This window comes from Streptomyces filamentosus (assembly GCF_014654895.1).
In the GTDB taxonomy this organism is placed as follows: Bacteria; Actinomycetota; Actinomycetes; order Streptomycetales; family Streptomycetaceae; genus Streptomyces; species Streptomyces filamentosus.
This window is the reverse complement of the sequence record NZ_BNBE01000001.1, coordinates 2,847,570-2,869,047: the sequence shown is the minus strand read 5'-3', so window position 1 is coordinate 2,869,047 and position 21,478 is coordinate 2,847,570. Positions and strand designations below refer to the sequence as shown.

Genomic DNA, 21,478 nt, shown 5'->3' with positions numbered 1-21,478 from the left:
TTCAGGACTTCTGTTCCTGGATGCGGATGAGGTTGCCCGCCGGGTCGCGGAAGGCGCAGTCGCGGATGCCGTACGGCTGGTGGGTCGGCTCCTGGACGACCTCGGCGCCGGCGGCGGAGACCTTCTCGAAGACGGCGTCGAGGTCGGGGGCGGCGAGGAGGATCCAGCCGTAGGTGCCCTTGGCCATCATCTCGGTGATGGTGCGGCGCTCGTCCTCGGTGATGCCGGGGTCGACGGCGGGCGGGGCGAGCAGGATCGAGGTGCCGCCCCGGCCCGCCGGGCCGACGGTGATCCAGCGCATCCGGCCCTGGCCGACGTCGCTGCGGACCTCGAAGCCGAGCACGTCGCGGAAGAAGGCGAGGGAGGCGTCCGGGTCCTCGTGCGGGAGGACCGTGGTGTGAATGGCGATGTCCATGCGGACGAAGGTAGTTGGCGGGAGCGGGGCGCGCTTCTCTGATCCTGACCGGGTTCGGACAGGGCCCCGGAGGGAGGCGGCGGACGTCAGGCCGGGCCTCTGGGGCGGACGTCAGGCCGGACCTCTGGGGCGGACGTCAGGCCGGACCTCTGGGGCGGACGTCAGGCCGGGCCCCTGGGGCGGCCTCCCTTCGGGTCCGTGCCGGTGTCGTCCGTCCGGGCGTGCTGGTCCGGGCCGGTGTCCTGGACCGTCTTCCTCGCCGTCGGGGTCCCCGCCGTCTCCGGCTCCCCCTGCGTCTTCGGTTCCCCCGCCGTCCTCAGGTCCTCCGCCGTCCTCAGGTCTCCCACCGCCCCCGGCTCAGCCACCGCCCCCGGCTCACCCGCCAGGAAGTCCGTCACCAGCAGGGCGAAGAGCAGGCCGAGGGCCAGGCCGATCACGACCCAGCCGGTCGGGTGCGGCCACAGGACGAACGCCAGGGCCGTGCCCGCGACGAGGATCCCCACGATCCAGGGGTGGAAGCGGCGGACGAAGGGGCCGACCGGGCCCAGCCGCATCCCGGCCCGGTCCGCGGTCGCGCGGGTCGCCGCGACGCCCGAGTGCCACAGGCCGCGCGTCAGGACGGCCGGGCGGCTCGGCCCGGACAGCCAGGCGGCCAGGGCGATCAGCACGCCGAGGGCCGCCGCGACCCGGACGGAGGTGCGCAGGAAGCGGACCAGGGTGTCGTAGACCGTGCCGGCGGCGGCCGGGGAGACCGACGCGGGCAGCGCGTTCAGGTAGGCGGTGCGGAAGACGGTGAGCGCGATCCCGAGGACCAGCGCCGTCACCGCGAAGCCCAGCGCCCCGGCGACCAGCGCCCGCCGCCTGCGGACCGCGAGCAGCACCCCGCCGGCCACGCACAGCACGGCGATCACCGGAAGCCACAGGCCGAGCGACTGGAGCAGCGCGAAGCCGGTCTTCGCCTTCCCGATGTCGTCGGAGCGCAGGACCGTGAAGTCGGTGTGGATCTCGGGGATGCTGCCGGCGACGGTGAGCCCGGAGTCGACGAGGCGTTCCTTCACGCGGTCGATCACCGGCGCGAGGTCGATGGTCACCGCGTCGGTCTCGATCTTCACCGCCCCGTCCTCGTCGCCGGTCAGGGCCCGGTCCAGGGAGGTGTGGACGGCGCGGTTGGCGTCGGTCCAGATCGTCTCGAAGGCCGGGGAGGCGACGACGTCCTGCGCCCGGTCGTGGACGAAGCTCGCGACGGCGCCCTCCAGGGAGCCGCCGAGCTTCCCGAGCGCCTTCTCGGCCAGCGGGCGCTGGTCGGGGGCGACGCCCTCCAGGAGGGCGGGGAGGTCGATGTGCTCCATCACGGCGTCGGTCACCCGGGTCGCGACGGCCGCCTGCACGTCCGGGTCGGAGGCGAGCGGCTTCACGGTCTGCACGTAGCGGTCGGTGTCGCCGAGGAGGTCGGCGGTCCAGGCGGCGACGAGGCCCAGCGGCAGCAGCAGGCAGCCGAGGACGACCAGCAGGCCCGCGAAGAAGGAGCGGAGCCGGTGGTGTTCGCGGCCCGGCGCGCCCGGCCCGCCCCGGGCGCCTTGTGCCGACACGGCCTCCAGGGCCGCCACCCGGGCCCGCAGCCTGGTGAGTTCGTCGTCGCCGGTCACGCCGTCCGGGGTACCCATGGGTCCACCGTGGGGGCGCGGTCGTGCCCCGGCGCCCCGGGCGGGCCGAACGGGTGACCCCGCCGCCGGGCGGAGGGGTGGGCGATCATGCCGTCATGACTGCCCTCCCGACTCCCCTCCCGAATACCCTCCCGGCCCCTTCCCCCGCCTCCCTGCCGCGCTGTGCCGTGCTCGACGACTTCCAGGGCGCCGCCCTGTCCTCCGCCGACTGGGGTCCGCTGCGCGGCCGGGTCGACGTGCGGGTGCTCCGCGAGCACCTGGCCGACCGGGAGGCCCTGGCCGCCGCCGTCGGGGACTGCGAGATCCTGGTGGTGATGCGGGAGCGGACGCCGCTCGACGCCGCCCTGCTCGACCTGCTGCCCCGGCTGCGGCTGGTCGTCACCTCGGGGATGCGGAACGCCTCGATCGACCTGGCCGCCTGCCGGGAGCGCGGGATCACCGTCTGCGGCACCGCCAGCGGATCCGAGCCGCCCGCCGAGCTGACGTGGGCGCTGATCCTGGGACTCGTCCGGCACGTGACGACGGAGGCGCGGGCGGTGCGCGAGGGCGGGCCGTGGCAGTCGACCGTGGGCGGCGACCTCGCGGGCCGCACCCTGGGCCTGCTGGGGCTGGGGAAGATCGGCGGCCGGGTCGCCGCGGTCGGCCGGGCCTTCGGCATGGACGTCCTGGCCTGGAGCCCGAACCTGACGGAGGAGCGGGTCGCCGCGCACGGGGACGGCGTGCGGCTCGCGAAGGACAAGGCGGAGCTGTTCGCGGCGAGCGACGTCGTCTCGCTGCACCTGGTGCTCTCCGACCGGACGCGCGGCATCGTCGGCGAGCCGGAGCTGCGGGCGATGCGGCCGGGGGCGTACCTGGTGAACACCTCGCGGGCCGGGCTCGTGGACGGCCCGGCACTGCTGCGGGCGCTGCGCGGGCGCTGGTTCGCGGGGGCCGGGCTCGACGTGTACGAGACGGAACCGCTGCCGGCCGGCGACCCCCTCCGCACCCTGCCGAACGTCCTCGCCCTCCCCCACCTGGGGTACGTCTCCGAGGCCAACTACGCCCGGTACTTCGGGCAGGCGGTGGAGGACATCGAGGCGTATCTGGCGGGCGCGCCGGTCCGCGAGCTGGGCGGTCCCGCTTCCTGAGCCGTGCCCCGAGTCGTGCCCGGGGCCGCCCCGTACCGCTTCCCCGCACCACTCCCGTACCGTTCCCGCACCGCTCCCTAGCCGAGGGCGGTACGGGCCAGGTCGAGGAACTCCTTCTCGGTGAGGCCCAGTTCGCGGGCCTCGGCGGCGGTCTCGCGGAGGCGGGAGAGGAGCCGGGCGCGGTCGGGGGCGGTGGCGCCGGGGACGATCAGGGCGCCGCGGCCCCGGCGGAGTTCGATGAGGCCCTCCTCGCGCAGCCGCTGGTAGCCGCGCAGGACGGTGTGGACGTTGACGCCGAGGGAGTCGGCGAGCTCCCGGGCGGCCGGGAGGCGTTCGCCGGGGGCGGCGGTGCCGTCGGCGAGGGCGCCGCGGACGCAGGCGGCGATCTGGTCGCCGAGCGGGACGGAGGAGGCGGGGTCGACGCGGAAGAGCACGGTCAGAGCCTTCCACGGCGTTCGACGAGGGTGTTGAGCAGGGCGGCGGCGGTACGGGCGTCGGGCACGGTGACGGCGAACTCGCGGCCGTCGCCGCGGCGGACGACCAGGGCCTCGCCGGAGCGGAGGATCATCCCGGTGCGGCGGGCGCGGAAGCGGTAGCCCCAGCCGCCGAACTCGCGCAGGGCGTGCACGTCCCGGGCGTCGGCGCCCGCGATGTCGGCGAGCGGCACGTGGACGCGGGGGCGGGGGGTGAGCGTGGAGCGGACGGTGAGGCCGCGCCGGTCGACGCTGACCCGGACGCGGGCGAGGGCGAGGCCGGGGACGGCGAGGAGGACGGCGAGCGGCAGCAGGAGCCGGCCGCCGAGGAGCGGGGCGACGGCGCCGACGGCGAGGAGGAGCAGGCCGAGGGCGGTGAGCGGGGCGGAGGCGGTGGCCCGGGACCAGCCGGCGACCTCGCCGGAGCCGAGGTCGAGCCGGGGCGCCTCCGGGTCGACGCCCGTGTCGTGCGCGGGGCCGTCCTCCGGCGGGACCAGCCGGGACAGGGCGTGCCCGGCGAGCGCGAGGACGGCGCCGGCGCCCGCCGCGACGGCGAGGCCGCCGAGGGGGAAGGAGACGGCGGCGGGGTCGGTGACGTCCAGGTTGTCGCCGAGGAGGAGGCAGAGCAGCGTGCCGAGCAGGCCCGCGGTGAGCCACGCGCCCCACAGGGCGGCGCGCTGGGTGAAGAGGGTCCAGGCGGCGCCGAGGACGAGCAGCGCCACCGTGCCGGCGGCGGCGAACGCGGTCCGCCCGGTGAAGCCGTCGGGCTCTCCCGCGAGGGTGAAGTGGGTGGCGAGCCGGTCCGGGAGCCGGTCGGACCAGAGCGCGAGGAGCAGCAGGTGGGTGCCCGCGGCGAGGACGAAGGGGAGCGCGGTGAGGATGCGGAGCCGGAGCGGGGCGTGGAGTCCGGACCGGAGCGGCGCGGGGGGTGCGACAGGGTTCATGACAACCTCCTTGTTTGCACTCTACTAGAACAAGTCGCTTTGATGGAGCGTCCCTCCTCTCCTTGACTCCGGATGCGGGCCCCCGCCACCCCCTGTTCACTGGTTCAAACGCTGACTAATGCCGCCGAATGGGGAGATTTCATGCGCCGTCGGTCCGCCGCCGCCCTCACCGCCCTCGCCGCCCTCACCGCCGCCCTCACCGCCGGCTGCGGCAGCGACGACGAGCCCGACCCGCTGCGGGCCCAGCAATGGGCGCTCGACGCGCTGGAACTGCCCGCCGCGTGGGGCACGGCCGAGGGCGACGACACGGTCATCGCCGTCGTCGACACCGGCGTGGACCTCGACCACCCCGACCTCGAGGGACGGCTCGTGGACGGCTACGACTTCGTGGACGGCGACGACGAGCCGAAGGACCTCAACGGCCACGGCACCCACGTCTCCGGCATCGCCGCCGCCCACACCGACAACGGCGTCGGCATCGCGGGCGGCGCGCCGGGCGCGAAGATCATGCCGGTGCGGGTGCTGGGCGCGGACGGCAGCGGCAGCGACGCGAACATCACCAAGGGGATCGTCTGGGCCGCCCAGCACGGCGCCGACGTCATCAACCTCTCCCTCGGCGAGTCCGGCCTGATGGCCCGGCTGCTCAAGGGCGGCGTCCTCAACGACGCGATCTCCGTCGCCAACGGCAAGGGGGCGGTCGTGGTCGCCGCCGCCGGGAACGACGCGACCCTCCTCCAGCCCTACGCCCTGACCACCCCGGTCCTCGTCGTCAACGCCGCCGACCGGAACGGGAAGCCGGCCTCCTTCACCAACTTCGGCGCGCAGAACGCGGTCGCGGCGCCCGGCGTGGACATCCTCTCCACCCTGCCGACGTACACGGCCAAGGAGACCCTGAAGAACACCTCGGGGTACGGGAAGCTCTCCGGCACCTCGATGGCCTCGCCGTACGTCTCCGCCGTGGCCGCGCTCCTGCACCAGCAGGGCCTGAGCCCGGCCGAGATCATGACGACGATCCGGGACACCGCCGAGAACCCCTCGGGCGACGTGAAGCTGGGCCTGGGGAACGTGGACGCGGCCGCCGCCGTGAAGGCGGCGGCCGGCAAGAAGTGACCCGGCGGGGGGCTCAGCCCTCCAGGACCGCCCGCAGGGCCTTCGCGAACTCCTCCGGAGCGCCGTGCTGCCCGAACTCGCCGCCCAGGAAGCCCCCGTGGTGGCTGGGGAAGACGGCGAGCGGGCTGCCGAGCCGGTCGGCGAGCGCGGCACCGGCGCGGGCGGCGAGCTGCTCCCGGGACTCCTCGCCCGCGGCGACGACGATCCGGGTGGTGGCCGCGGCGGCCTTCAGGGCCTCGGTGTCGGGGACGTAGGAGGTGCAGCCGCGCATGTTCCGGCCGAGCAGCGGGTCGTCCCGGCGGCCGTCGTCCCCGGCCGGCAGGCCGAAGGTCTCCGGCGGCGGGACGGGGAGGTCCGCCCAGTCCGCCGGGATCGGGCCCTCGTGGCCGACGAGGGCGATGAACCGGGCCATGCCGGCGCCCAGGCCGTCCTCCAGGTAGGCGGCGCGGACGGCCTCGCAGGCGGCCAGGGCCTCGGCGCCGTCCGGCACGATCCCGGCGGCGGGCGGCTCGTGGGCGACGAGGGTGTGCACGAGCTCGGGCCTGCGGGCCACCAGGGCCAGGGAGTTGACGGCGCCCCCGCTGCTGGCGAAGACGTCGGCGGGACCGGCGTCCAGCGCCTCGATCAGGCGGGCCAGGTCGTCGGCGTGCTCCTCGGGGAGGATCTCCACCGGCGCGCCCTCGGCGGTCTCGCTGCGGCCGACGCCGCGCGGGTCGTACGTGACGACGGTGCGGTCGGCGAAGTGCGAGGCGAGCGTGGTGAATCCGGTCGCGTCCATGGGGGAGCCGATGAGCAGCAGGGGGCGCGGCTCCGTGCCGGTGCCGGGGCGGACGTCGTAGCGCAGGGTCGCGCCGTCGGTCTCCAGGGTGTGGGTGGTGGGCTCGGCCATCGTTCTCTCCTCCGTGGTGTGCTCTCACGGGGGTAGACGACGGCGGGCCGGAGAACTCATCGGCCCGCCGCGATCTTTTCGAACTTTTTTCCAAGCGCCGCACTCGCGGAGGGGGCGGCTCTTCCGCTCGGCGTACCTGCCGGGGGGCGGCGGCTTTTCTACTCGCCGCACTCGTGGGCGGCCGGGTCGACGACGACGCGGTCCAGGAGGCCGCGGAGCAGGGTCCGTTCGGCCTCGGTGAGGTCGGCGAAGAGCTCGCGCTCGGCCTCGCCGACGGCCTGGTCGACGCGGTCGAGGACGGCGGCTCCGGCCGGGGTGATCTCGACGATGTGGCGGCGCCGGTCGGCGGGGTCGCGGCGGCGCTCGGCCAGCCCCTCCGCCTCCAGTTCGTTGAGGATCGCGACCAGTTGGCTGGGGTCGATCTCCATGGCGGCGGCCAGGTCGCGCTGGCTCATGGGCGCGGGGGCGAGCTGCATGAGGGTCATCGCGTTGCGCGGGTGCAGCCCGGCGACGCCCAGGGCGGCCCGGATGCGGGCGCCGGTGAGCTCTCCGCGGAAGGAGAGGAGGAAACCGAGCCGGTCGGTCGGGTGGGCTGCCATGTCGTCCACCGTAACAACAACCACATTGTGGAGCGAGATAAATCGTTGTTACTCTTCAATGGTTTTCGTACCCGGATCGTTGGAGTCCCCCCATGTTCATCGGTTACGCCGTTCTCGCCGCCCTGCTCGCCCTCGCCATGGCCGGTTCCGCCTTCGCGACCTTCACCCGCAACCCGGCGGTCGTGGGGAGCATGACGAAGGTCGGCGTGCCGGACGGCTGGCTGCCCTGGCTGGGCACGGCCAAGCTGGCCGGAGCGCTGGGCCTGCTGGCCGGCCTGGTGGTCCCGGTGCTCGGCGAGGCGGCGGCGATCGGCCTGGTCCTCTACTTCGTGGGCGCGGTCGTCTCCCACGTGCGCGTGAAGGACTACGCGATCGCCCCGGCCGTCGCCCTGGCCGTCCTCCCGGCGGTCGCGCTGGTGCTGCGCATAGCCAGCGCCTGACCCCTCCTCCGGGCCTCCGCTCACCCGCTCCCCGACAAGACGAGACGATTCGTCTTGTCAAATCCCCGGGGGTCCTCTACCGTCGAATCAACGAGACGTCACGTCTCGCCTCCCCGACGGCAGGAGACCGCCCTTGTTCCGTGCACAACTCACCGAGGTCACCAAGCGCTACGACGACCGGTACGTCCACCACCGGACCGTCCTCGACCGGGCCTCCCTCACCGTCCGTCCCGGCGAACGCCTCGGCGTCGTCGGCGACAACGGCTCCGGGAAGTCCACCCTGCTCCGGCTCCTCGCCGGCCTCGAAGCCGCCGACAACGGCACCGTGGCCGTCGACGCCCCCGGCGGCCTCGGCCATCTCGCCCAGACCCTCGACCTCCCCGCGACCGCGACCGTCGGCGACGCCGTCGACCACGCGCTCGCGGAGATCCGGGAGCTGGAGCGGGAGATCCGGGAGGCGGAGGCCGCCCTCACCCCCGCGGGACTCGACCGGTACGCCGCCCTGCTCGCCGCCCACGAGGCGCGCGGCGGCGCGGGGGCCGAGCGGCGGGTGGCGACCGTGCTGCGACGGCTCGGCGAGACCGCCCCGCTCGACCGGGACCGGCCGCTGGCCACGCTCTCCGGCGGACAGCGGGCCCGGCTCGCGCTGGCCGGCGTGCTCGCCGCCGAACCCGAACTGCTGCTGCTCGACGAGCCGACCAACCACCTGGACGACGAGGCCGTGGCCTGGCTGGAGGAGCGGCTGCTCGCCCACCGGGGCACCGTCGTCGCCGTCTCCCACGACCGCGCCTTCCTCGACCGCGTCGCCACCGCCGTCCTGGAGGTCGACGAGGACCGGCACGTGCTGCGCCGCTACGGCGACGGCTACGCCGGCTACCTCGCCGGGCGCGCCGCCGAACGGGCCCGCCGGGTCCGCGAGCACGAGGAGTGGAAGGAGGAACTGGCCCGTCACCGGGCCCTCGCCGACAGCAACATCGACCGCTTCTCCGCCATCCCGCGCAAGGCCCCCGCCGCCTTCAGCGGGGCCGGAGCCTTCCGGGCCCGGTCGCGGGCGCACGGGGCGATGAGCCGGATCCGCGCCGCCCGCGAGCGGCTGGCCCGGCTCACCGAGCACCCGGTGCCCGCGCCGCCCGAGCCGCTGCGCTTCCGGGCGGAGCCCGAGGGCGAGGGCGCGGCCGTCACCCTGACCGGGGTGCGCGTCGACGGCCGGCTCCGGCTGGACGCGCTGCACCTCGAAGCGGGCGAGCGGCTGCTCGTCACCGGCCCCAACGGCGCGGGGAAGACCACCCTCCTCCGGGTCCTGGCGGGCGAGGTCGCCCCGGACGCGGGCACGGTGACCGTGCCCGCCCGGATCGGCATGCTCCGCCAGGACACGGCCTCGCCCCACGACCCCCGTACGGTGGGCGAGGTCTTCGGAGAGGGCCGCGAGGACGAACTGCTCGCCCTCGGGCTCTTCGCGGCCCGGGACCTGACGACCCCGGTCCGCCTGCTGTCGACGGGCCAGCGCCGCAAACTGGAACTGGCCCGGCTGGTGACCGCGCCGGCCGACCTGCTCCTCCTCGACGAGCCGACCAACCACCTGGCCCCGGCCCTCGTGGAGGAGGTCGAGGCCGCGCTCGCGGCCTACCGGGGCACGCTGGTGATCGTCAGCCACGACCGCCGCCTGCGGCAGGGCTTCCGGGGCCGCCGTCTCGAACTGGCCCCGGTCCACGCCCTCGTGAGGAGCTAGGCCGCGCCTCCCGGATCGCTCCGGAGGGCGCGGCCCGGGCACGGACTACTCGTCGTCGGAGCCCTCCAGGTCGCCCTCCGTCTCCAGGAACACCTGGCGCAGGGCGGCCAGGGTCTCCGGGTCCGGCTTCTCCCACATGCCGCGCGACTCGGCCTCCAGGAGGCGTTCCGCGATGCCGTGCAGGGCCCAGGGGTTGGCCTCCTGGAGGAAGGCCCGGTTGGTCTCGTCGAGGACGTACTCCTGGGTGAGCTTGTCGTACATCCAGTCGGCGACGACGCCGGTGGTGGCGTCGTAGCCGAAGAGGTAGTCGACGGTCGCCGCCAGCTCGAAGGCGCCCTTGTAGCCGTGGCGGCGCATCGCCTCGATCCAGCGCGGGTTGACCACCCGCGCCCGGAAGACGCGGGAGGTCTCCTCGACCAGGGTGCGGGTGCGGACGCTCTCCGGGCGGGTGGAGTCGCCGATGTACGCCTCGGGGGCGGTGCCCCGCAGCGCGCGGACGGTCGCCACCATGCCGCCGTGGTACTGGAAGTAGTCGTCCGAGTCGGCGATGTCGTGCTCGCGGGTGTCGGTGTTCTTCGCCGCGACCGCGATCCGCTTGTACGCGGTCTCCATCTCCGCGCGCGCCGGGCGGCCTTCGAGCCCGCGCCCGTACGCGTAACCGCCCCACACCGTGTACACCTCGGCGAGGTCGGCGTCGGTGCGCCAGTCCCGCGAGTCGATCAGCTGGAGGATGCCCGCGCCGTAGGTGCCGGGGCGGGAGCCGAAGATGCGGGTGGTGGCGCGGCGTTCGTCGCCGTGCTCGGCGAGGTCGGCCTGGGCGTGGGCGCGGACGTGGTTGGCCTCCGCGGGCTCGTCGAGGCCCGCGACCAGCCGGACGGCGTCGTCGAGGAGGCCGATGACGTGCGGGAACGCGTCCCGGAAGAAGCCGGAGATGCGCAGGGTGACGTCGACGCGCGGCCGGCCCAGCTCCTCCAGCGGGATCGGCTCCAGGCCGTTGACGCGGCGGGACGCCTCGTCCCACAGCGGGCGGACGCCGAGCAGCGCGAGGGCCTCGGCGACGTCGTCGCCGGCCGTGCGCATCGCGCTCGTCCCCCACAGGGAGAGGCCCACGGAGCTCGGCCACTCGCCGTTGTCGTCGCGGTAGCGCGTGAGGAGGGAGTCGGCGAGCGCCTGGCCGGTCTCCCAGGCGAGCCGGGACGGCACGGCCTTGGGGTCGACGGAGTAGAAGTTCCGGCCGGTCGGCAGCACGTTGACCAGGCCGCGCAGCGGCGAGCCGGACGGTCCGGCGGGCACGAAGCCGCCGTTCAGGGCGTGCACGGCGTGCGTCAGCTCGTCGGTGGTGGCGGCGAGGCGCGGCACGACCTGCTCGCAGGCGAAGCGGAGCACGTCGTGGACCTCGGAGCCGTACGCGGCGGCCACCGCCGGGACCGCGTCCGCCGACCACCCGGCGGCCTCCATCGCCTCGACCAGCTCGCGGGCCTTCGCCTCCGCCTCGTCGGCGGTGGTGCGGGTGGCGGCGGACTCGTCCAGGCCGAGCGCCTCGCGCAGGCCGGGCAGCGCCTGGGTGCCGCCCCAGATCTGGCGGGCGCGCAGGATGGAGAGGACCAGGTTGACCCGCTCGGGGCCGGTGGGGGCGCCGCCGAGGACGTGCAGGCCGTCGCGGATCTGGGCGTCCTTCACCTCGCACAGCCAGCCGTCGACGTGCAGCAGGAAGTCGTCGAAGCCTTCGTCCTCCGGGCGCTCCTGGAGACCGAGGTCGTGGTCGAGCTTGGCGGCCTGGATGAGGGTCCAGATCTGGGCGCGGATCGCCGGCAGCTTCGCCGGGTCCATGGAGGAGATCTGCGCGTACTCGTCGAGCAGCTGCTCCAGGCGCGCGATGTCGCCGTACGAGTCGGCGCGGGCCATCGGCGGCACGAGGTGGTCGACGAGGGTGGCATGGGCGCGGCGCTTGGCCTGGGTGCCCTCGCCCGGGTCGTTGACGAGGAACGGGTAGACGAGCGGCAGGTCGCCGAGGGCGGCGTCGGGACCGCAGGCGGCGGACAGGCCGGCGTTCTTGCCGGGCAGCCACTCCAGGTTGCCGTGCTTGCCCAGGTGGACCATGGCGTCGGCGCCGAAGCCGCCGTCCTCCGCGCGCGCCGCGATCCAGCGGTAGGCGGCGAGGTAGTGGTGCGAGGGCGGCAGGTCGGGGTCGTGGTAGATCGCGATCGGGTTCTCGCCGAAGCCGCGCGGCGGCTGGATGAGGACGAGGAGGTTCCCGCGCCGCAGCGCGGCGAGCACGATGTCGCCCTCCGGGTTCCGCGACCGGTCGAGGAACATCTCGCCGGGCGGCGGGCCCCAGTGCTCCTCGACCTTCTCGCGCAGCTCGGCGGGGAGTTCGGCGTACCAGCGCTTGTAGTCGGCGGCCGGGATGCGGACCGGGTTCTTCGCCAGCTGCTCCTCGGTGAGCCAGTCCTGGTCGTGGCCGCCGGCCTCGATGAGGGCGTGGATCAGCTCGTCGCCGTCGCCGGAGACCAGGCCGGGCAGGTCGGCCCCGGGCCCGAAGTCGTAGCCCTCCTCGATCAGCCGGCGCAGCAGGGCGACGGCGGAGGCGGGGGTGGCGAGGCCGACGGCGTTGCCGATGCGGGAGTGCTTGGTGGGGTACGCGGAGAGGACGAGCGCCAGTTTCTTCTCGGCGTTCGGGATGTGCCGCAGGCGCGCGTGGCGGACGGCGATCCCGGCGACGCGGGCGGCGCGCTCGGCGTCGGCGACGTACGCGGGCAGGCCGTCCTCGTCGATCTCCTTGAAGGAGAACGGGACGGTGATGAGGCGGCCGTCGAACTCGGGGACGGCGACCTGGCCGGCCGCGTCCAGCGGCGACAGGCCCTCGTCGTTCTCCTCCCAGTCCGCCCGCGAGCCGGTCAGGCACAGCGCCTGGAGGACGGGCACGTCGAGCGCGGCGAGCGCCCCCGCGTCCCACGCCTCCTCGTCGCCGCCGGCCTGCGCGGCGGCCGGCTTGGTGCCGCCGGCGGCGAGGACGGTGGTGACGATCGCGTCGGCCCCGCGCAGGGCGGCGAGCAGCTCCTCCTCGGGGGCGCGCAGGGACGCCACGTACAGCGGCAGCGCGCGGGCCCCGGCGTCCTCGATCGCGTCGCAGAGGACGCCGACGAAGGCGGTGTTCCCGCTCATGTGGTGGGCGCGGTAGTAGAGCACGGCGACCGTCGGGCCGTCCGTGGCCCTCGCGGTGCGCTCCAGCGGGCCCCAGGTGGGGGCGGCGGCCGGGGCCTCGAAGCCGTGGCCGGTGAGGAGGACCGTGTCGGAGAGGAAGCGGGCCAGCTGCTCCAGGTTGCCGGGGCCGCCGTGGGCGAGGTAGGCGTGCGCCTCGGTGGCGACGCCGACCGGCACGGTGGAGGCGGACATCAGCTGGGCGTCGGGGGCCTGTTCGCCGCTGAGGACGACGACCGGCTTCCCGGTGGCGAGGAGCGCGTCGAGGCCCTCCTCCCAGGAGCGGACGCCGCCGAGGAGGCGGACCAGGACGAGGTCGACGCCGTCGAGGAGCGCCGGGAGGTCGTCGAGGGGGAGCCGGGCGGGGTTGGCGAAGCGGTACTCCACCGGACCGCCGGCCGCACGGGCGCTGAGCAGGTCGGTGTCGGAGTGCGACAGCAGCAGGAGCATGGCGAGGCTCAGGCCCTTCCTCGGGGTTTCCGCGCCCCGGGTCGTGTGGTCGGCGGGAGTTCCTGACTCGCCCCTACCGTCGCCGGTACGGGTTCACAGTGGCGGGACCGCGCCGGATTCTCACCGGGCTTCCTCCCCGGGGTCCTGGGACCCCATGCCGATCTGCATAGTAGAGCGTGCCGTCGGCGTACCGGAGGGGGCCGGGGAGTCGGCCGGATCACACCCGGTGGTCGTCCGGTTCCCCGTGGGTATGCTCGCCGCCATGCCGCCGACCCCGACCACACCGCCCGAACCGGGCGAAGCTCCGATAAGGGACCGTGGCGACGCGTGCCCCGGGGCGCTCCGGCTGCACGCCGCCGCCGACGGCCTCCTGGCCCGACTCCGCCTCCCCGCAGGCAGACTGACGAGGCGTCAGCTCCTGCTGCTGGCCGACGCGGCCCAGGACCTGGGCGACGGCAGCGTCTCCGTCACCTCGCGCGGCAACGCCGAGCTGCGCGGCCTGCGCGACGGCTGCGGCGCCCGTCTCGCCGCGCTCCTCGCCGACGGCGGACTGCTGCCCTCCCCCACCCACGAGCGGGTCCGGAACGTCGTGGCCTCCCCGGCCGCCGGACTCGACGGACTCGGCCACGCCGACGTGCAGTTGTGGGCCCGCGCCCTGGACGCCGCCCTCTGCGCGGAACCCCGCGCGGCGGCCCTCTCCGGCCGTTTCCTCTTCGTCCTCGACGACGGCCGCGGCGACGTCGCCGGCCTCGGCGGCGATGTGACCTTGATCGCAGCACCCGGCGGCGAGACGCTGCTGACGGTGGGCTCCGCGACCTTCCGGCTGCCCGCCGTCGGCGCCGGTGCCGGTGCCCGTGCCGGGACCGACGCCGGCGACGCGGCCGGCGCGGAGGCCCCCGGCGCCCGCGCCGCCGTCTCCGCCGCCCTCGCCTGCGCCCTCGCCTTCCTGGACGCCGCCGAGGCCGCCGGGACCGGGGCGTGGCGGCCCCGCGAGCTCCCGCCCGGGAACCTCCCGGAGTGGGGCGGCGCCCTGACCCGCGCGGGGATCACCGCGGAGCCCGTACCCCTCCTTCCTTCTTTCCCCGCGACGCCGCCGCCCCCGCCCGGGCCGGTCGGGGAGCGCGCCGTGCACGTCCTCGCCCCGCTCGGGCGGCTGACCGCCGGGCAGCTGCGGGCGCTCGGCGAGGGCGCGGACGAGGTGCGGCTCACGCCGTGGCGCGGGGCGGTCGTGGTGGGCCCCGGGGCCGGCCGGCTGCCCGCACTCGCCGCCCACGGCCTGGTCACCGACCCCGCCGACCCCCGGACCGGCGTCACCGCCTGCACCGGGACGCCCGGCTGCGCCAAGTCCCTCGCCGACGTGCGGGCGGACGCGGCCCTCGCCCCCGGCGGGCCGCTGCCCGTGCACTACTCCGGCTGCGAGCGCCGCTGCGGCCACCCGCACGGCGCCCGCGCCGAGGTCACCGCCCTCGGCCCCGACACGTATCTGCTGGACGGCGTCCCCGTCCCCCGCACCGCCCTGGCCGAGGCCGTCGCGGCGGCCCGCACGACACCGATGGAGAGCTGAGGATGTACGAGTACGAGAAGGACGGCGCCGAGATCTACCGCCGCTCCTTCGCCACGATCCGCGCCGAGGCCGACCTCGGCGCCCTGCCCGCCGACGTCGCCACGGTCGCCGTCCGCATGATCCACGCCTGCGGCATGACCGACCTCGTCCGGGACATCGCGTACTCCCCCGGGGTCGTCGCGGACGCCCGCGCCGCCCTCCGGGCCGGCGCCCCCATCCTCTGCGACGCGCAGATGGTCGCCTCCGGCGTCACCCGCAAGCGGCTGCCCGCCGACAACGAGGTGCTGTGCGCGCTGTCCGACCCGGCCGTGCCCGCGCTCGCCGCCGAGCTGGGCACCACCCGCTCCGCCGCCGCCCTCGAACTGTGGCGCGACCGCCTCGAAGGCTCCGTCGTCGCCATCGGCAACGCCCCCACCGCCCTCTTCCACCTCCTGGAGATGATCGCGAAGGGCGCGCCGAAGCCCGCCGCCGTCCTCGGCATCCCCGTCGGCTTCATCGGCGCCGCCGAGTCCAAGGACGCCCTCGCCGCCAACGACCTGGGCCTCGAATACCTCGTGGTCCGCGGCCGGCGCGGCGGCAGCGCCATCACCGCCGCCGCCCTCAACGCCCTCGCGCACGAACCGGAGATCCAGGCATGAGCACCGTGACCGGCAAGCTGTACGGCGTCGGGCTCGGCCCCGGCGACCCGGAGCTCCTCACCCTCGCCGCCGTGCGGGCGATCGCCGAGGCCGACGTGATCGCCTACCACTCGGCCCGCCACGGCCGTTCGATAGCCCGCTCCATCGCCGCCGGGCACCTGCGCGAGGACCACATCGAGGAGCGGCTGATGTACCCGCTCACGGTGGAGACCACCGACCACCCCGGCGGCTACCGGGGCGCCCTCGACGACTTCTACGAGGAGGCCGCGGCCCGGCTCGCCGCCCACCTCGACGCGGGCCGCACGGTCGCCGTCCTCGCCGAGGGCGACCCGCTCTTCTACGGCTCCTACCAGCACATGCACAAGCGGCTCGCCGACCGCTACGACACCACCGTCATCCCCGGCGTCACCTCCGTCAGCGCCGCCGCCGCCCGGCTCGGCGAGCCGCTGTGCGAGGCCGAGGAGGTCCTGACGATCGTCCCCGGCACCCTCCCCGAGGACGAGCTGACGGCCCGCCTCGCCGGCACCGACTCGGCGGTCGTCATGAAGCTCGGCCGCACCTTCCCCGCCGTGCGGCGCGCCCTGGAACGGGCCGGACGCCTCGACGACGCCCGCTACGTGGAGCGGGCGTTCATGGCGGGCGAGCGGACGGAGCGGCTGGCGGACGTCGACCCGTCGACCGTCCCGTACTTCTCCGTCGCCGTGCTGCCCTCCCGCATCGACCGGGAGAACCCCGTACGGGAGACGGGCGAGGTCACCGTCGTCGGCACCGGCCCCGCCGGCGCGCCCTGGCTGACCCCCGAGTCGCGCGGCGCGCTCGTCAACGCCGACGTCCTCGTCGGCTACACCACCTACCTCGACCGCGTCCCCGTCCTGCGCCCCGGCCAGGTCCGGCACGGCTCCGACAACAAGGTCGAGTCGGAGCGCGCCGAGTTCGCCCTCGACCTGGCCCGCCGCGGCCACAAGGTCGCCGTCGTCTCCGGCGGCGACCCCGGCGTCTTCGCCATGGCCACCGCCGTCCTGGAGGTCGCCTGCGAGCCGGAGTACGCGGACGTCCCCGTACGGGTCCTCCCCGGGGTGACCGCCGCCAACGCGGCCGCCGCCGCCGCGGGCGCCCCCCTCGGCCACGACTACGCCACCATCTCCCTCTCCGACCGGCTCAAGCCCTGGGACGTCATCGCCGCCCGGCTCCGCGCCGCCGCCGAGGCCGACCTCGTCCTCGCCCTCTACAACCCGGGCTCCAGGTCCCGCACCCACCAGGTGGCCGCCGCCCGCGACCTCCTCCTGGAGGTCCGCTCCCCCGACACCCCCGTCGTCGTCGCCCGCGACGTCGGCGGCCCCGAGCAGTCCGTCCGCGTGGTGACCCTGAAGACCCTGGAACCCTCCGAGGTCGACATGCGCACCCTCCTCCTCGTCGGCTCCTCCCAGACCCGTGCGGTCGAGCGGGGCGACGGGCGCACGATCGCGTGGACGCCGCGGCGGTACGGCTGAGATCCGGGGCGGGGGCGGGGGCAACCCTCCCCCGCCCCCGTGAGTCACACAGGCGATACCCGTGCTTCCCGCAGGTCCGGAAAGGGCCCTCCTTCGTGATCACTCGTCCCCGACCGGGCGCGCTGGCCGTCACGGCCGCCCTCGTCGCCTCCGGTCTCCTGTCGGCCGCCACGCCGGCCGCCGCGGCCGTCACCTGTGCCTCTCCCCAGTGGAAGGCGGAGTACTACGCCAACACCACGCTCACCGGCACGCCCAAGCTGACGACCTGCGACTCCGCCATCGCGGAGAACTACGGCTACGGCGACCCGGCCGGCGTCACCCTCCCCAAGGACAACTTCTCCGTCCGCTGGACCCTCACCCGCGACTTCGGCTCCGGCGGCCCCTTCACCTTCACCGCCGAGGCCCAGGACGGCATCCGCGTCAGCCTCGACGGCATCCGCAAGATCGACCTCTGGAAGAACGTCTCCGTCACCCAGAAGAAGACGGTCAACCTCACCGTCCCGTCGGGCCGCCACACGATCGTCGTCCACTACGCGACCTGGACGGGCGCGGCGAACGTCAAGGTCTCCTACGCTCCCGTCACTTCGGCGACGGTCGACAAGACGCGTCCGCTCGCGCCCGGGGCTCCGAACGCCTGGTACGACTGGGCCGACTCCGCGAGGACCTACCTGAGTTGGCCGGCGAACAAGGAGATGGACCTCGCCGGCTACCACGTGTACCGGCGGCCGAGCACGGCGACCGCCTGGACCCGCATCAGCGGAACGGCCCCCGTGACCGGCAGGACGTACACCGACCAGCCGCCGCCCACGGGCCAATCGTACGTCTACGAGGTGCGGGCACGCGACAAGGCGGGCAACGAATCGGCCGGCAGCGCTGACCAGCGCATCACGTCCGTCGACCGGACCGGCCCCGCCGCCCCGACCGGCCTCGTCGTCGACACCTCCGCCGGCACCAACGCGCTCAGCTGGCGGGTGCCGGCCTCCGCCGTCCGCTACGAAGTACAGGCGGCGGACCAGGCGTCAGGCCCGTACACCGTGCTCGCAGAGGTCTCCGCACCGTCACACGTCGACCTGTCGAGCGCCCCGGGGGTCAACCGCTACTACCGCGTCCGCGCCTACGACGCGGCCGACAACCCGTCGGCGTACTCGGCGACCGCCAACGGCGACCGCATCGACAGGACGCCGCCTCCCCCTCCGACCGGCCTGACCGTCCACGCCTACCCCGGCGAGAACATCGTCTACTGGACCTACTCGGACGTCCACGACGTCTCCAGCTCCGACCCCGGTTCCTTCCGCGTCTACCGCTCGCCCGGAACCGTGCTCGACCCGGCGGCCCTCACCCGCCTCGCCTGCGCCGACAGGTCGTACACGGCATCGGGTGGCCGGTGCACGGACCGCGACATGGATCAAGGCCGCTACTACACGTACGTCGTCACCGCGGTCGACAGCACGGGCAACGAGTCGCTCCGGTCCGCCCCGTTCACCGTCCGCAGCGGCGACCGCGTGGCTCCCGGGCCCGTCGTCGACCTGCGGGCCACCCCGCGCGCCGACGGAGCGCTGCTGACGTGGAAGCCGCCGGCCGACGACGACATCGCCGGCTACTCGGGATGGCAGGGCGTCACCGGCGAGAACGGCACCGTCGCCTGGTCCACGTGCCGGGAAGGCTCCGCCGATCCCCTGGCCATGGTCTGCCCCGGCGTCCCCGACGGGGAGACCGTCGTCTACGCCGTGGCCGCGTGGGACACCTCGCGCAACCAGCTGTCCTTGGACGGACCCGACATCGCGAAGGTCACCGCCCAGGAGCTCGACGTCCGGCCGTCCGTCGACGTCGTCGACGACTGGAACCTCTCGGGCGGAATGGGCTGGTCGGACATCACCACCGGCGCGCCCTCCCTCTCCTGGTCGTGCTTCACCGCCGCAGCGTGCGCGGAGATCACCGGTTACCGGATGAGCCGCTGGAACGCGGCCACGAGCACGTACGAACCGCTTCACGCCGGGCTGCTTCCCACCACGGGCACCCGCCACACGGACACGACGGCGCTGCCCGGAGGGACGTACTTCTACACCTTCCAGGCGCTGCGGGCGGACGGCACCGTCGTCGCCACCCGTGTCCTGTCCGCCGTACGGCCCGCCCTCGTCTGACGCGGTCACGCATCAAACACGCAGGGCCCAGGCGGCCGCCTCCTCCGGGGAGGCGACCGCCGGCACGCCCTCCGGCACCGGCGGCCTCCGGACGACGACGACCGGGATGCCGGCCTCGCGGGCGGCGGTGAGCTTGGGGGCGGTGGCGGCGGCGCCGGAGTCCTTCGTCACGAGCACGTCGATCCGGTGGCGGGCGATCAGCTCCCGCTCCCCTTCGAGGGTGAACGGCCCCCGGTCGAGCAGCACTTCGGTCCGGGCCGGCATCGGGGCCTCGGGCGCGTCCACCGACCGCACGAGGAACCACTCCGGGCGGTCCGCGAAGGCCGCGAGCCCCATCCGGCCGGTGGTGAGGAAGACGCGGTCGCCGAGCCCGTCGAGGGCGGCGGCGGCCTCGGCCAGGGAGCCCGCGTCCCGCCAGTCGTCGCCCTCCCCCGCCACCCACCCGGGACGGCGCAGGGCCAGCAGGGGAACATGGGCGGAGGCGGCCGCCCGGGCCGCGTTGAAGCTGATCCGCTCGGCGAAGGGATGGGTGGCGTCGATGACCGCGTCCACGGCGTGCTCCCGCACCCACGCCGCGAGCCCGTCCGGCCCGCCGAAGCCACCGATCCGCACCTCCCCGGCCGGCAGGCGGGGCGCCGCCACCCGCCCCGCGAGGGAACTCGTCACCCGGGCGCCGGGGTGCAGCAGCCCGGCCAGGACGCGGGCCTCGGTCGTCCCCCCGAGAATGAGTACGTGCATAGGAGCCCCTTCGTGAGTACCGGCGGCGGGCGCGAGGCCCAACTCAAGCACACCGGCCTGCGGCCCGGCTGGACGACCGGCGCCTGCGCGACGGCCGCCACGACCGCCGCGTACACGGCCCTGCTCACCGGCGGCTTCCCCGACCCGGTGACCATCACCCTGCCCAAGGGCCAGACCCCGTCCTTCGCCCTGACGGCCGAGTCGCTGACCCCCGACGCGGCCATGGCGGCGGTGACGAAGGACGCCGGCGACGACCCGGACGTCACCCACGGCGCGGTGATCCGCTCGACCGTGCGGCTCCTCCCGCCCGGCTCCGGCGTCGTCTTCCGCGCGGGCGAGGGCGTCGGCACGGTCACCCTCCCCGGCCTCCCCCTGGAGGTCGGCGAACCGGCGGTCAACCCGGTCCCCCGGCAGCTGATGCGCGAGCACGTGGCGCGGGTGGCGGCGGAGCACGGCGCCCCCGGCGACGTCGAGATCACCCTCTCCATCGACCACGGCGCCGAGATCGCCCGCTCCACCTGGAACCCCCGCATCGGCATCCTCGGCGGCCTGTCCGTCCTCGGCACGACCGGGATCGTCGTCCCCTACTCCTGCTCGGCCTGGATCGACTCCATCCGCCGCGGCGTCGACGTGGCCCGCGCGGGCGGCCTCACCCACGTCGCCGGCTGCACCGGCTCCACCTCCGAGCGCACGGTGACCGGCGTGTACGACCTCCCGGAGATCGCCCTCCTCGACATGGGCGACTTCGCCGGCGCCGTCCTCAAGTACCTCCGCCGCCACCCCGTCGACCGCCTCACGATCTGCGGCGGCTTCGCCAAGCTGTCCAAACTCGCCGCCGGCCACCTCGACCTCCACTCCGCCCGCTCCCAGGTCGACAAGCCCTTCCTCGCCGCCCTGGCCCGCGAGACGGGCGCGACGACCTCCCTCGCCGCCGAGATCGAGACCGCCAACACCGGCCTCGCCGCCCTCCGCCTCTGCGAGGCCGCCTCCGTCCCCCTCGGCGACGCCGTCGCCACCCGGGCCCGCGACGAAGCCCTCGCCGTCCTCCGCGGCGCCCCCGTCACCGTCGACGTCCTCGCCATCGACCGCGCGGGCACCATCGTCGGCAGATCGGCCCCGAAGGGGCCGTAGCCCCCTCTCGGTGGACCCGGCTCTTCCGTACGGCGAGGGAAGAGCCGGCTCATGCCGGCCGACGCGTGCGCTCGGGGGGTTTTCCGGCGTCGTCCTGGGCGGACCGGCACTCGGCAAGCGTCTTGTGGTGGTGGACGGTGGGGCGGGCTCCGCTCGTGGAGAAGGGGATCGTCTCGTCAGCTTCGCCGCTGATCGGCAGTCCGCAACGTCGGCACACCTTCATCGTTCTTCCTCGGCTTCTCGTTCTCGTGGCAGGAGCAGTCACAGCGGCGGGCACGGACGATGACGATGCCCTCGACGACCACCCCGGCCGTCCGGCAGGCCCCGTGGACGCCGAACCGGCACTCCGGTACCAGGACGCCGGTCATCGCGCTTCTCCTGCGGGGTGCTTCCGGCACGCGCGGGGAAACCACTGGGTCAGCCAGTCGGCTCGTCGGTAGCGGCGCGGGCCGAGGTCGACGACGTGACCGGCGACGAGGGTGACGCCGCACCACACGCAGTCCTGCCCTCGTTGCTGACGTTGCGTCAAGGTGCCGAATCGGGGCAGTCGTACGTCTGCCGGATCCGTCGTGCTCATCCTCGCCGCCCTCCTTCAGGGGGCTTTCCGCACTTCGCCGTACACCCCGGTGACCACGGGACGATGATGGGCGGGCGTCCATCCGCACCGATAGGCCGTCGAGCGGCCATGCACGGCCAGGTCGCGGCCATACGTCCGAAGGACCGCGATGTCACCCC

General features: G+C 74.9%; 18 protein-coding genes and 1 riboswitch. Of the genes, 9 read left to right on the top strand and 9 right to left on the bottom strand.

Annotated features, from left to right (window positions below; all coding sequences use genetic code 11):
* Position 1: 1 nt before the first annotated feature.
* A complete protein-coding gene (locus IE326_RS12980; protein ID WP_150229356.1) occupies positions 2-415 on the bottom strand; it encodes a VOC family protein in 414 nt (137 codons plus the stop codon).
* A gap of 161 nt (positions 416-576) precedes the next feature.
* A complete protein-coding gene (locus IE326_RS12975) occupies positions 577-2,079 on the bottom strand; it encodes a hypothetical protein (protein WP_229915314.1) in 1,503 nt (500 codons plus the stop codon).
* Between the two features lie 95 nt (positions 2,080-2,174).
* Between IE326_RS12975 and IE326_RS12970 the strand changes: the two genes are divergently transcribed.
* Positions 2,175-3,206 (top strand): D-2-hydroxyacid dehydrogenase family protein, encoded by a 1,032-nt coding sequence (locus IE326_RS12970; protein WP_190041573.1) that lies wholly within the window; start codon positions 2,175-2,177, stop codon positions 3,204-3,206.
* A 77-nt stretch (positions 3,207-3,283) separates the two neighbouring features.
* On the opposite strand, the gene IE326_RS12965 is transcribed toward IE326_RS12970, so the two are convergent.
* Positions 3,284-3,640, bottom strand: coding sequence for a GntR family transcriptional regulator (locus IE326_RS12965; protein ID WP_150229360.1), 357 nt, complete (start codon positions 3,638-3,640; stop codon positions 3,284-3,286).
* A 2-nt stretch (positions 3,641-3,642) separates the two neighbouring features.
* On the bottom strand, positions 3,643-4,623 hold the full coding sequence (locus IE326_RS12960; RefSeq protein WP_190041572.1) for a DUF1648 domain-containing protein: 981 nt from the start codon (positions 4,621-4,623) through the stop codon (positions 3,643-3,645).
* 141 nt (positions 4,624-4,764) lie between these two features.
* On the opposite strand from IE326_RS12960, the gene IE326_RS12955 reads away from it, so the two are divergent.
* On the top strand, positions 4,765-5,733 hold the full coding sequence (locus IE326_RS12955) for a S8 family peptidase (RefSeq protein WP_150229364.1): 969 nt from the start codon (positions 4,765-4,767) through the stop codon (positions 5,731-5,733).
* 13 nt (positions 5,734-5,746) lie between these two features.
* Here the strand turns inward: IE326_RS12955 and IE326_RS12950 are convergent, their stop codons facing one another.
* Both IE326_RS12950 and IE326_RS12945 read right to left on the bottom strand, forming a co-directional pair.
* On the bottom strand, positions 5,747-6,622 hold the full coding sequence (locus tag IE326_RS12950; RefSeq protein ID WP_150229366.1) for an alpha/beta fold hydrolase: 876 nt from the start codon (positions 6,620-6,622) through the stop codon (positions 5,747-5,749).
* Between the two features lie 158 nt (positions 6,623-6,780).
* Positions 6,781-7,221: a MarR family winged helix-turn-helix transcriptional regulator gene (locus IE326_RS12945; protein WP_229915313.1), complete on the bottom strand. Its 441-nt coding sequence runs from the start codon at positions 7,219-7,221 to the stop codon at positions 6,781-6,783.
* Between the two features lie 92 nt (positions 7,222-7,313).
* Between IE326_RS12945 and IE326_RS12940 the strand changes: the two genes are divergently transcribed.
* Entirely contained in the window at positions 7,314-7,661 is a 348-nt protein-coding gene (locus IE326_RS12940) for a DoxX family protein (RefSeq protein WP_150229370.1), read from the top strand.
* Between the two features lie 133 nt (positions 7,662-7,794).
* Positions 7,795-9,390, top strand: a complete 1,596-nt coding sequence (abc-f, locus tag IE326_RS12935) for a ribosomal protection-like ABC-F family protein (protein WP_190041570.1) — start codon at positions 7,795-7,797, stop codon at positions 9,388-9,390.
* 45 nt (positions 9,391-9,435) lie between these two features.
* Here the strand turns inward: abc-f and cobN are convergent, their stop codons facing one another.
* The gene (cobN, locus tag IE326_RS12930; protein ID WP_190041569.1) at positions 9,436-13,041 is read right to left on the bottom strand and encodes a cobaltochelatase subunit CobN; all 3,606 of its coding nucleotides are present in this window, start codon (positions 13,039-13,041) and stop codon (positions 9,436-9,438) included.
* A gap of 40 nt (positions 13,042-13,081) precedes the next feature.
* A riboswitch (cobalamin riboswitch) is annotated at positions 13,082-13,212 on the bottom strand.
* Between the two features lie 79 nt (positions 13,213-13,291).
* Between cobN and IE326_RS12925 the strand changes: the two genes are divergently transcribed.
* From IE326_RS12925 to IE326_RS12910, 4 genes are all read left to right on the top strand, one after another.
* Entirely contained in the window at positions 13,292-14,605 is a 1,314-nt protein-coding gene (locus tag IE326_RS12925; protein ID WP_190042232.1) for a ferredoxin-like domain-containing protein, read from the top strand.
* A gap of 2 nt (positions 14,606-14,607) precedes the next feature.
* On the top strand, positions 14,608-15,243 hold the full coding sequence (locus IE326_RS12920) for a precorrin-8X methylmutase (RefSeq protein ID WP_150229376.1): 636 nt from the start codon (positions 14,608-14,610) through the stop codon (positions 15,241-15,243).
* A complete protein-coding gene (locus IE326_RS12915; RefSeq protein WP_190041568.1) occupies positions 15,240-16,733 on the top strand; it encodes a precorrin-2 C(20)-methyltransferase in 1,494 nt (497 codons plus the stop codon). Before IE326_RS12920 ends, IE326_RS12915 begins: the two co-directional genes overlap by 4 nt.
* Before the next feature lie 95 nt (positions 16,734-16,828).
* Entirely contained in the window at positions 16,829-18,874 is a 2,046-nt protein-coding gene (locus IE326_RS12910; protein WP_150229379.1) for a fibronectin type III domain-containing protein, read from the top strand.
* Positions 18,875-18,886: 12 nt separating this feature from the next.
* On the opposite strand, the gene IE326_RS12905 is transcribed toward IE326_RS12910, so the two are convergent.
* Positions 18,887-19,612: a cobalt-precorrin-6A reductase gene (locus tag IE326_RS12905; protein WP_150229381.1), complete on the bottom strand. Its 726-nt coding sequence runs from the start codon at positions 19,610-19,612 to the stop codon at positions 18,887-18,889.
* 12 nt (positions 19,613-19,624) lie between these two features.
* Between IE326_RS12905 and IE326_RS12900 the strand changes: the two genes are divergently transcribed.
* Positions 19,625-20,743: a cobalt-precorrin-5B (C(1))-methyltransferase gene (locus IE326_RS12900; protein ID WP_190041567.1), complete on the top strand. Its 1,119-nt coding sequence runs from the start codon at positions 19,625-19,627 to the stop codon at positions 20,741-20,743.
* 176 nt (positions 20,744-20,919) lie between these two features.
* Here IE326_RS12900 and IE326_RS12895 read toward each other — a convergent pair whose 3' ends face one another.
* Entirely contained in the window at positions 20,920-21,111 is a 192-nt protein-coding gene (locus IE326_RS12895; protein WP_190041566.1) for a hypothetical protein, read from the bottom strand.
* Positions 21,112-21,478: the final 367 nt, after the last annotated feature.

Excerpts from the sequence above, each read along its gene's own strand:
- IE326_RS12915 (WP_190041568.1), top strand. The coding sequence starts at position 15,240 with ATGAGCACCGTGACCGGCAAGCTGTACGGCGTCGGGCTCGGCCCCGGC.
- IE326_RS12955 (WP_150229364.1), top strand. The coding sequence starts at position 4,765 with ATGCGCCGTCGGTCCGCCGCCGCCCTCACCGCCCTCGCCGCCCTCACC.
- IE326_RS12970 (WP_190041573.1), top strand. The coding sequence starts at position 2,175 with ATGACTGCCCTCCCGACTCCCCTCCCGAATACCCTCCCGGCCCCTTCC.
- IE326_RS12895 (WP_190041566.1), bottom strand. The coding sequence starts at position 21,111 with ATGACCGGCGTCCTGGTACCGGAGTGCCGGTTCGGCGTCCACGGGGCC.
- IE326_RS12905 (WP_150229381.1), bottom strand. The coding sequence starts at position 19,612 with ATGCACGTACTCATTCTCGGGGGGACGACCGAGGCCCGCGTCCTGGCC.
- cobN (WP_190041569.1), bottom strand. The coding sequence starts at position 13,041 with ATGCTCCTGCTGCTGTCGCACTCCGACACCGACCTGCTCAGCGCCCGT.
- IE326_RS12920 (WP_150229376.1), top strand. The coding sequence starts at position 14,608 with ATGTACGAGTACGAGAAGGACGGCGCCGAGATCTACCGCCGCTCCTTC.
- IE326_RS12980 (WP_150229356.1), bottom strand. The coding sequence starts at position 415 with ATGGACATCGCCATTCACACCACGGTCCTCCCGCACGAGGACCCGGAC.
- IE326_RS12940 (WP_150229370.1), top strand. The coding sequence starts at position 7,314 with ATGTTCATCGGTTACGCCGTTCTCGCCGCCCTGCTCGCCCTCGCCATG.
- IE326_RS12960 (WP_190041572.1), bottom strand. The coding sequence starts at position 4,623 with ATGAACCCTGTCGCACCCCCCGCGCCGCTCCGGTCCGGACTCCACGCC.
- IE326_RS12975 (WP_229915314.1), bottom strand. The coding sequence starts at position 2,079 with ATGGGTACCCCGGACGGCGTGACCGGCGACGACGAACTCACCAGGCTG.
- IE326_RS12945 (WP_229915313.1), bottom strand. The coding sequence starts at position 7,221 with ATGGCAGCCCACCCGACCGACCGGCTCGGTTTCCTCCTCTCCTTCCGC.
- IE326_RS12925 (WP_190042232.1), top strand. The coding sequence starts at position 13,292 with ATGCTCGCCGCCATGCCGCCGACCCCGACCACACCGCCCGAACCGGGC.
- IE326_RS12950 (WP_150229366.1), bottom strand. The coding sequence starts at position 6,622 with ATGGCCGAGCCCACCACCCACACCCTGGAGACCGACGGCGCGACCCTG.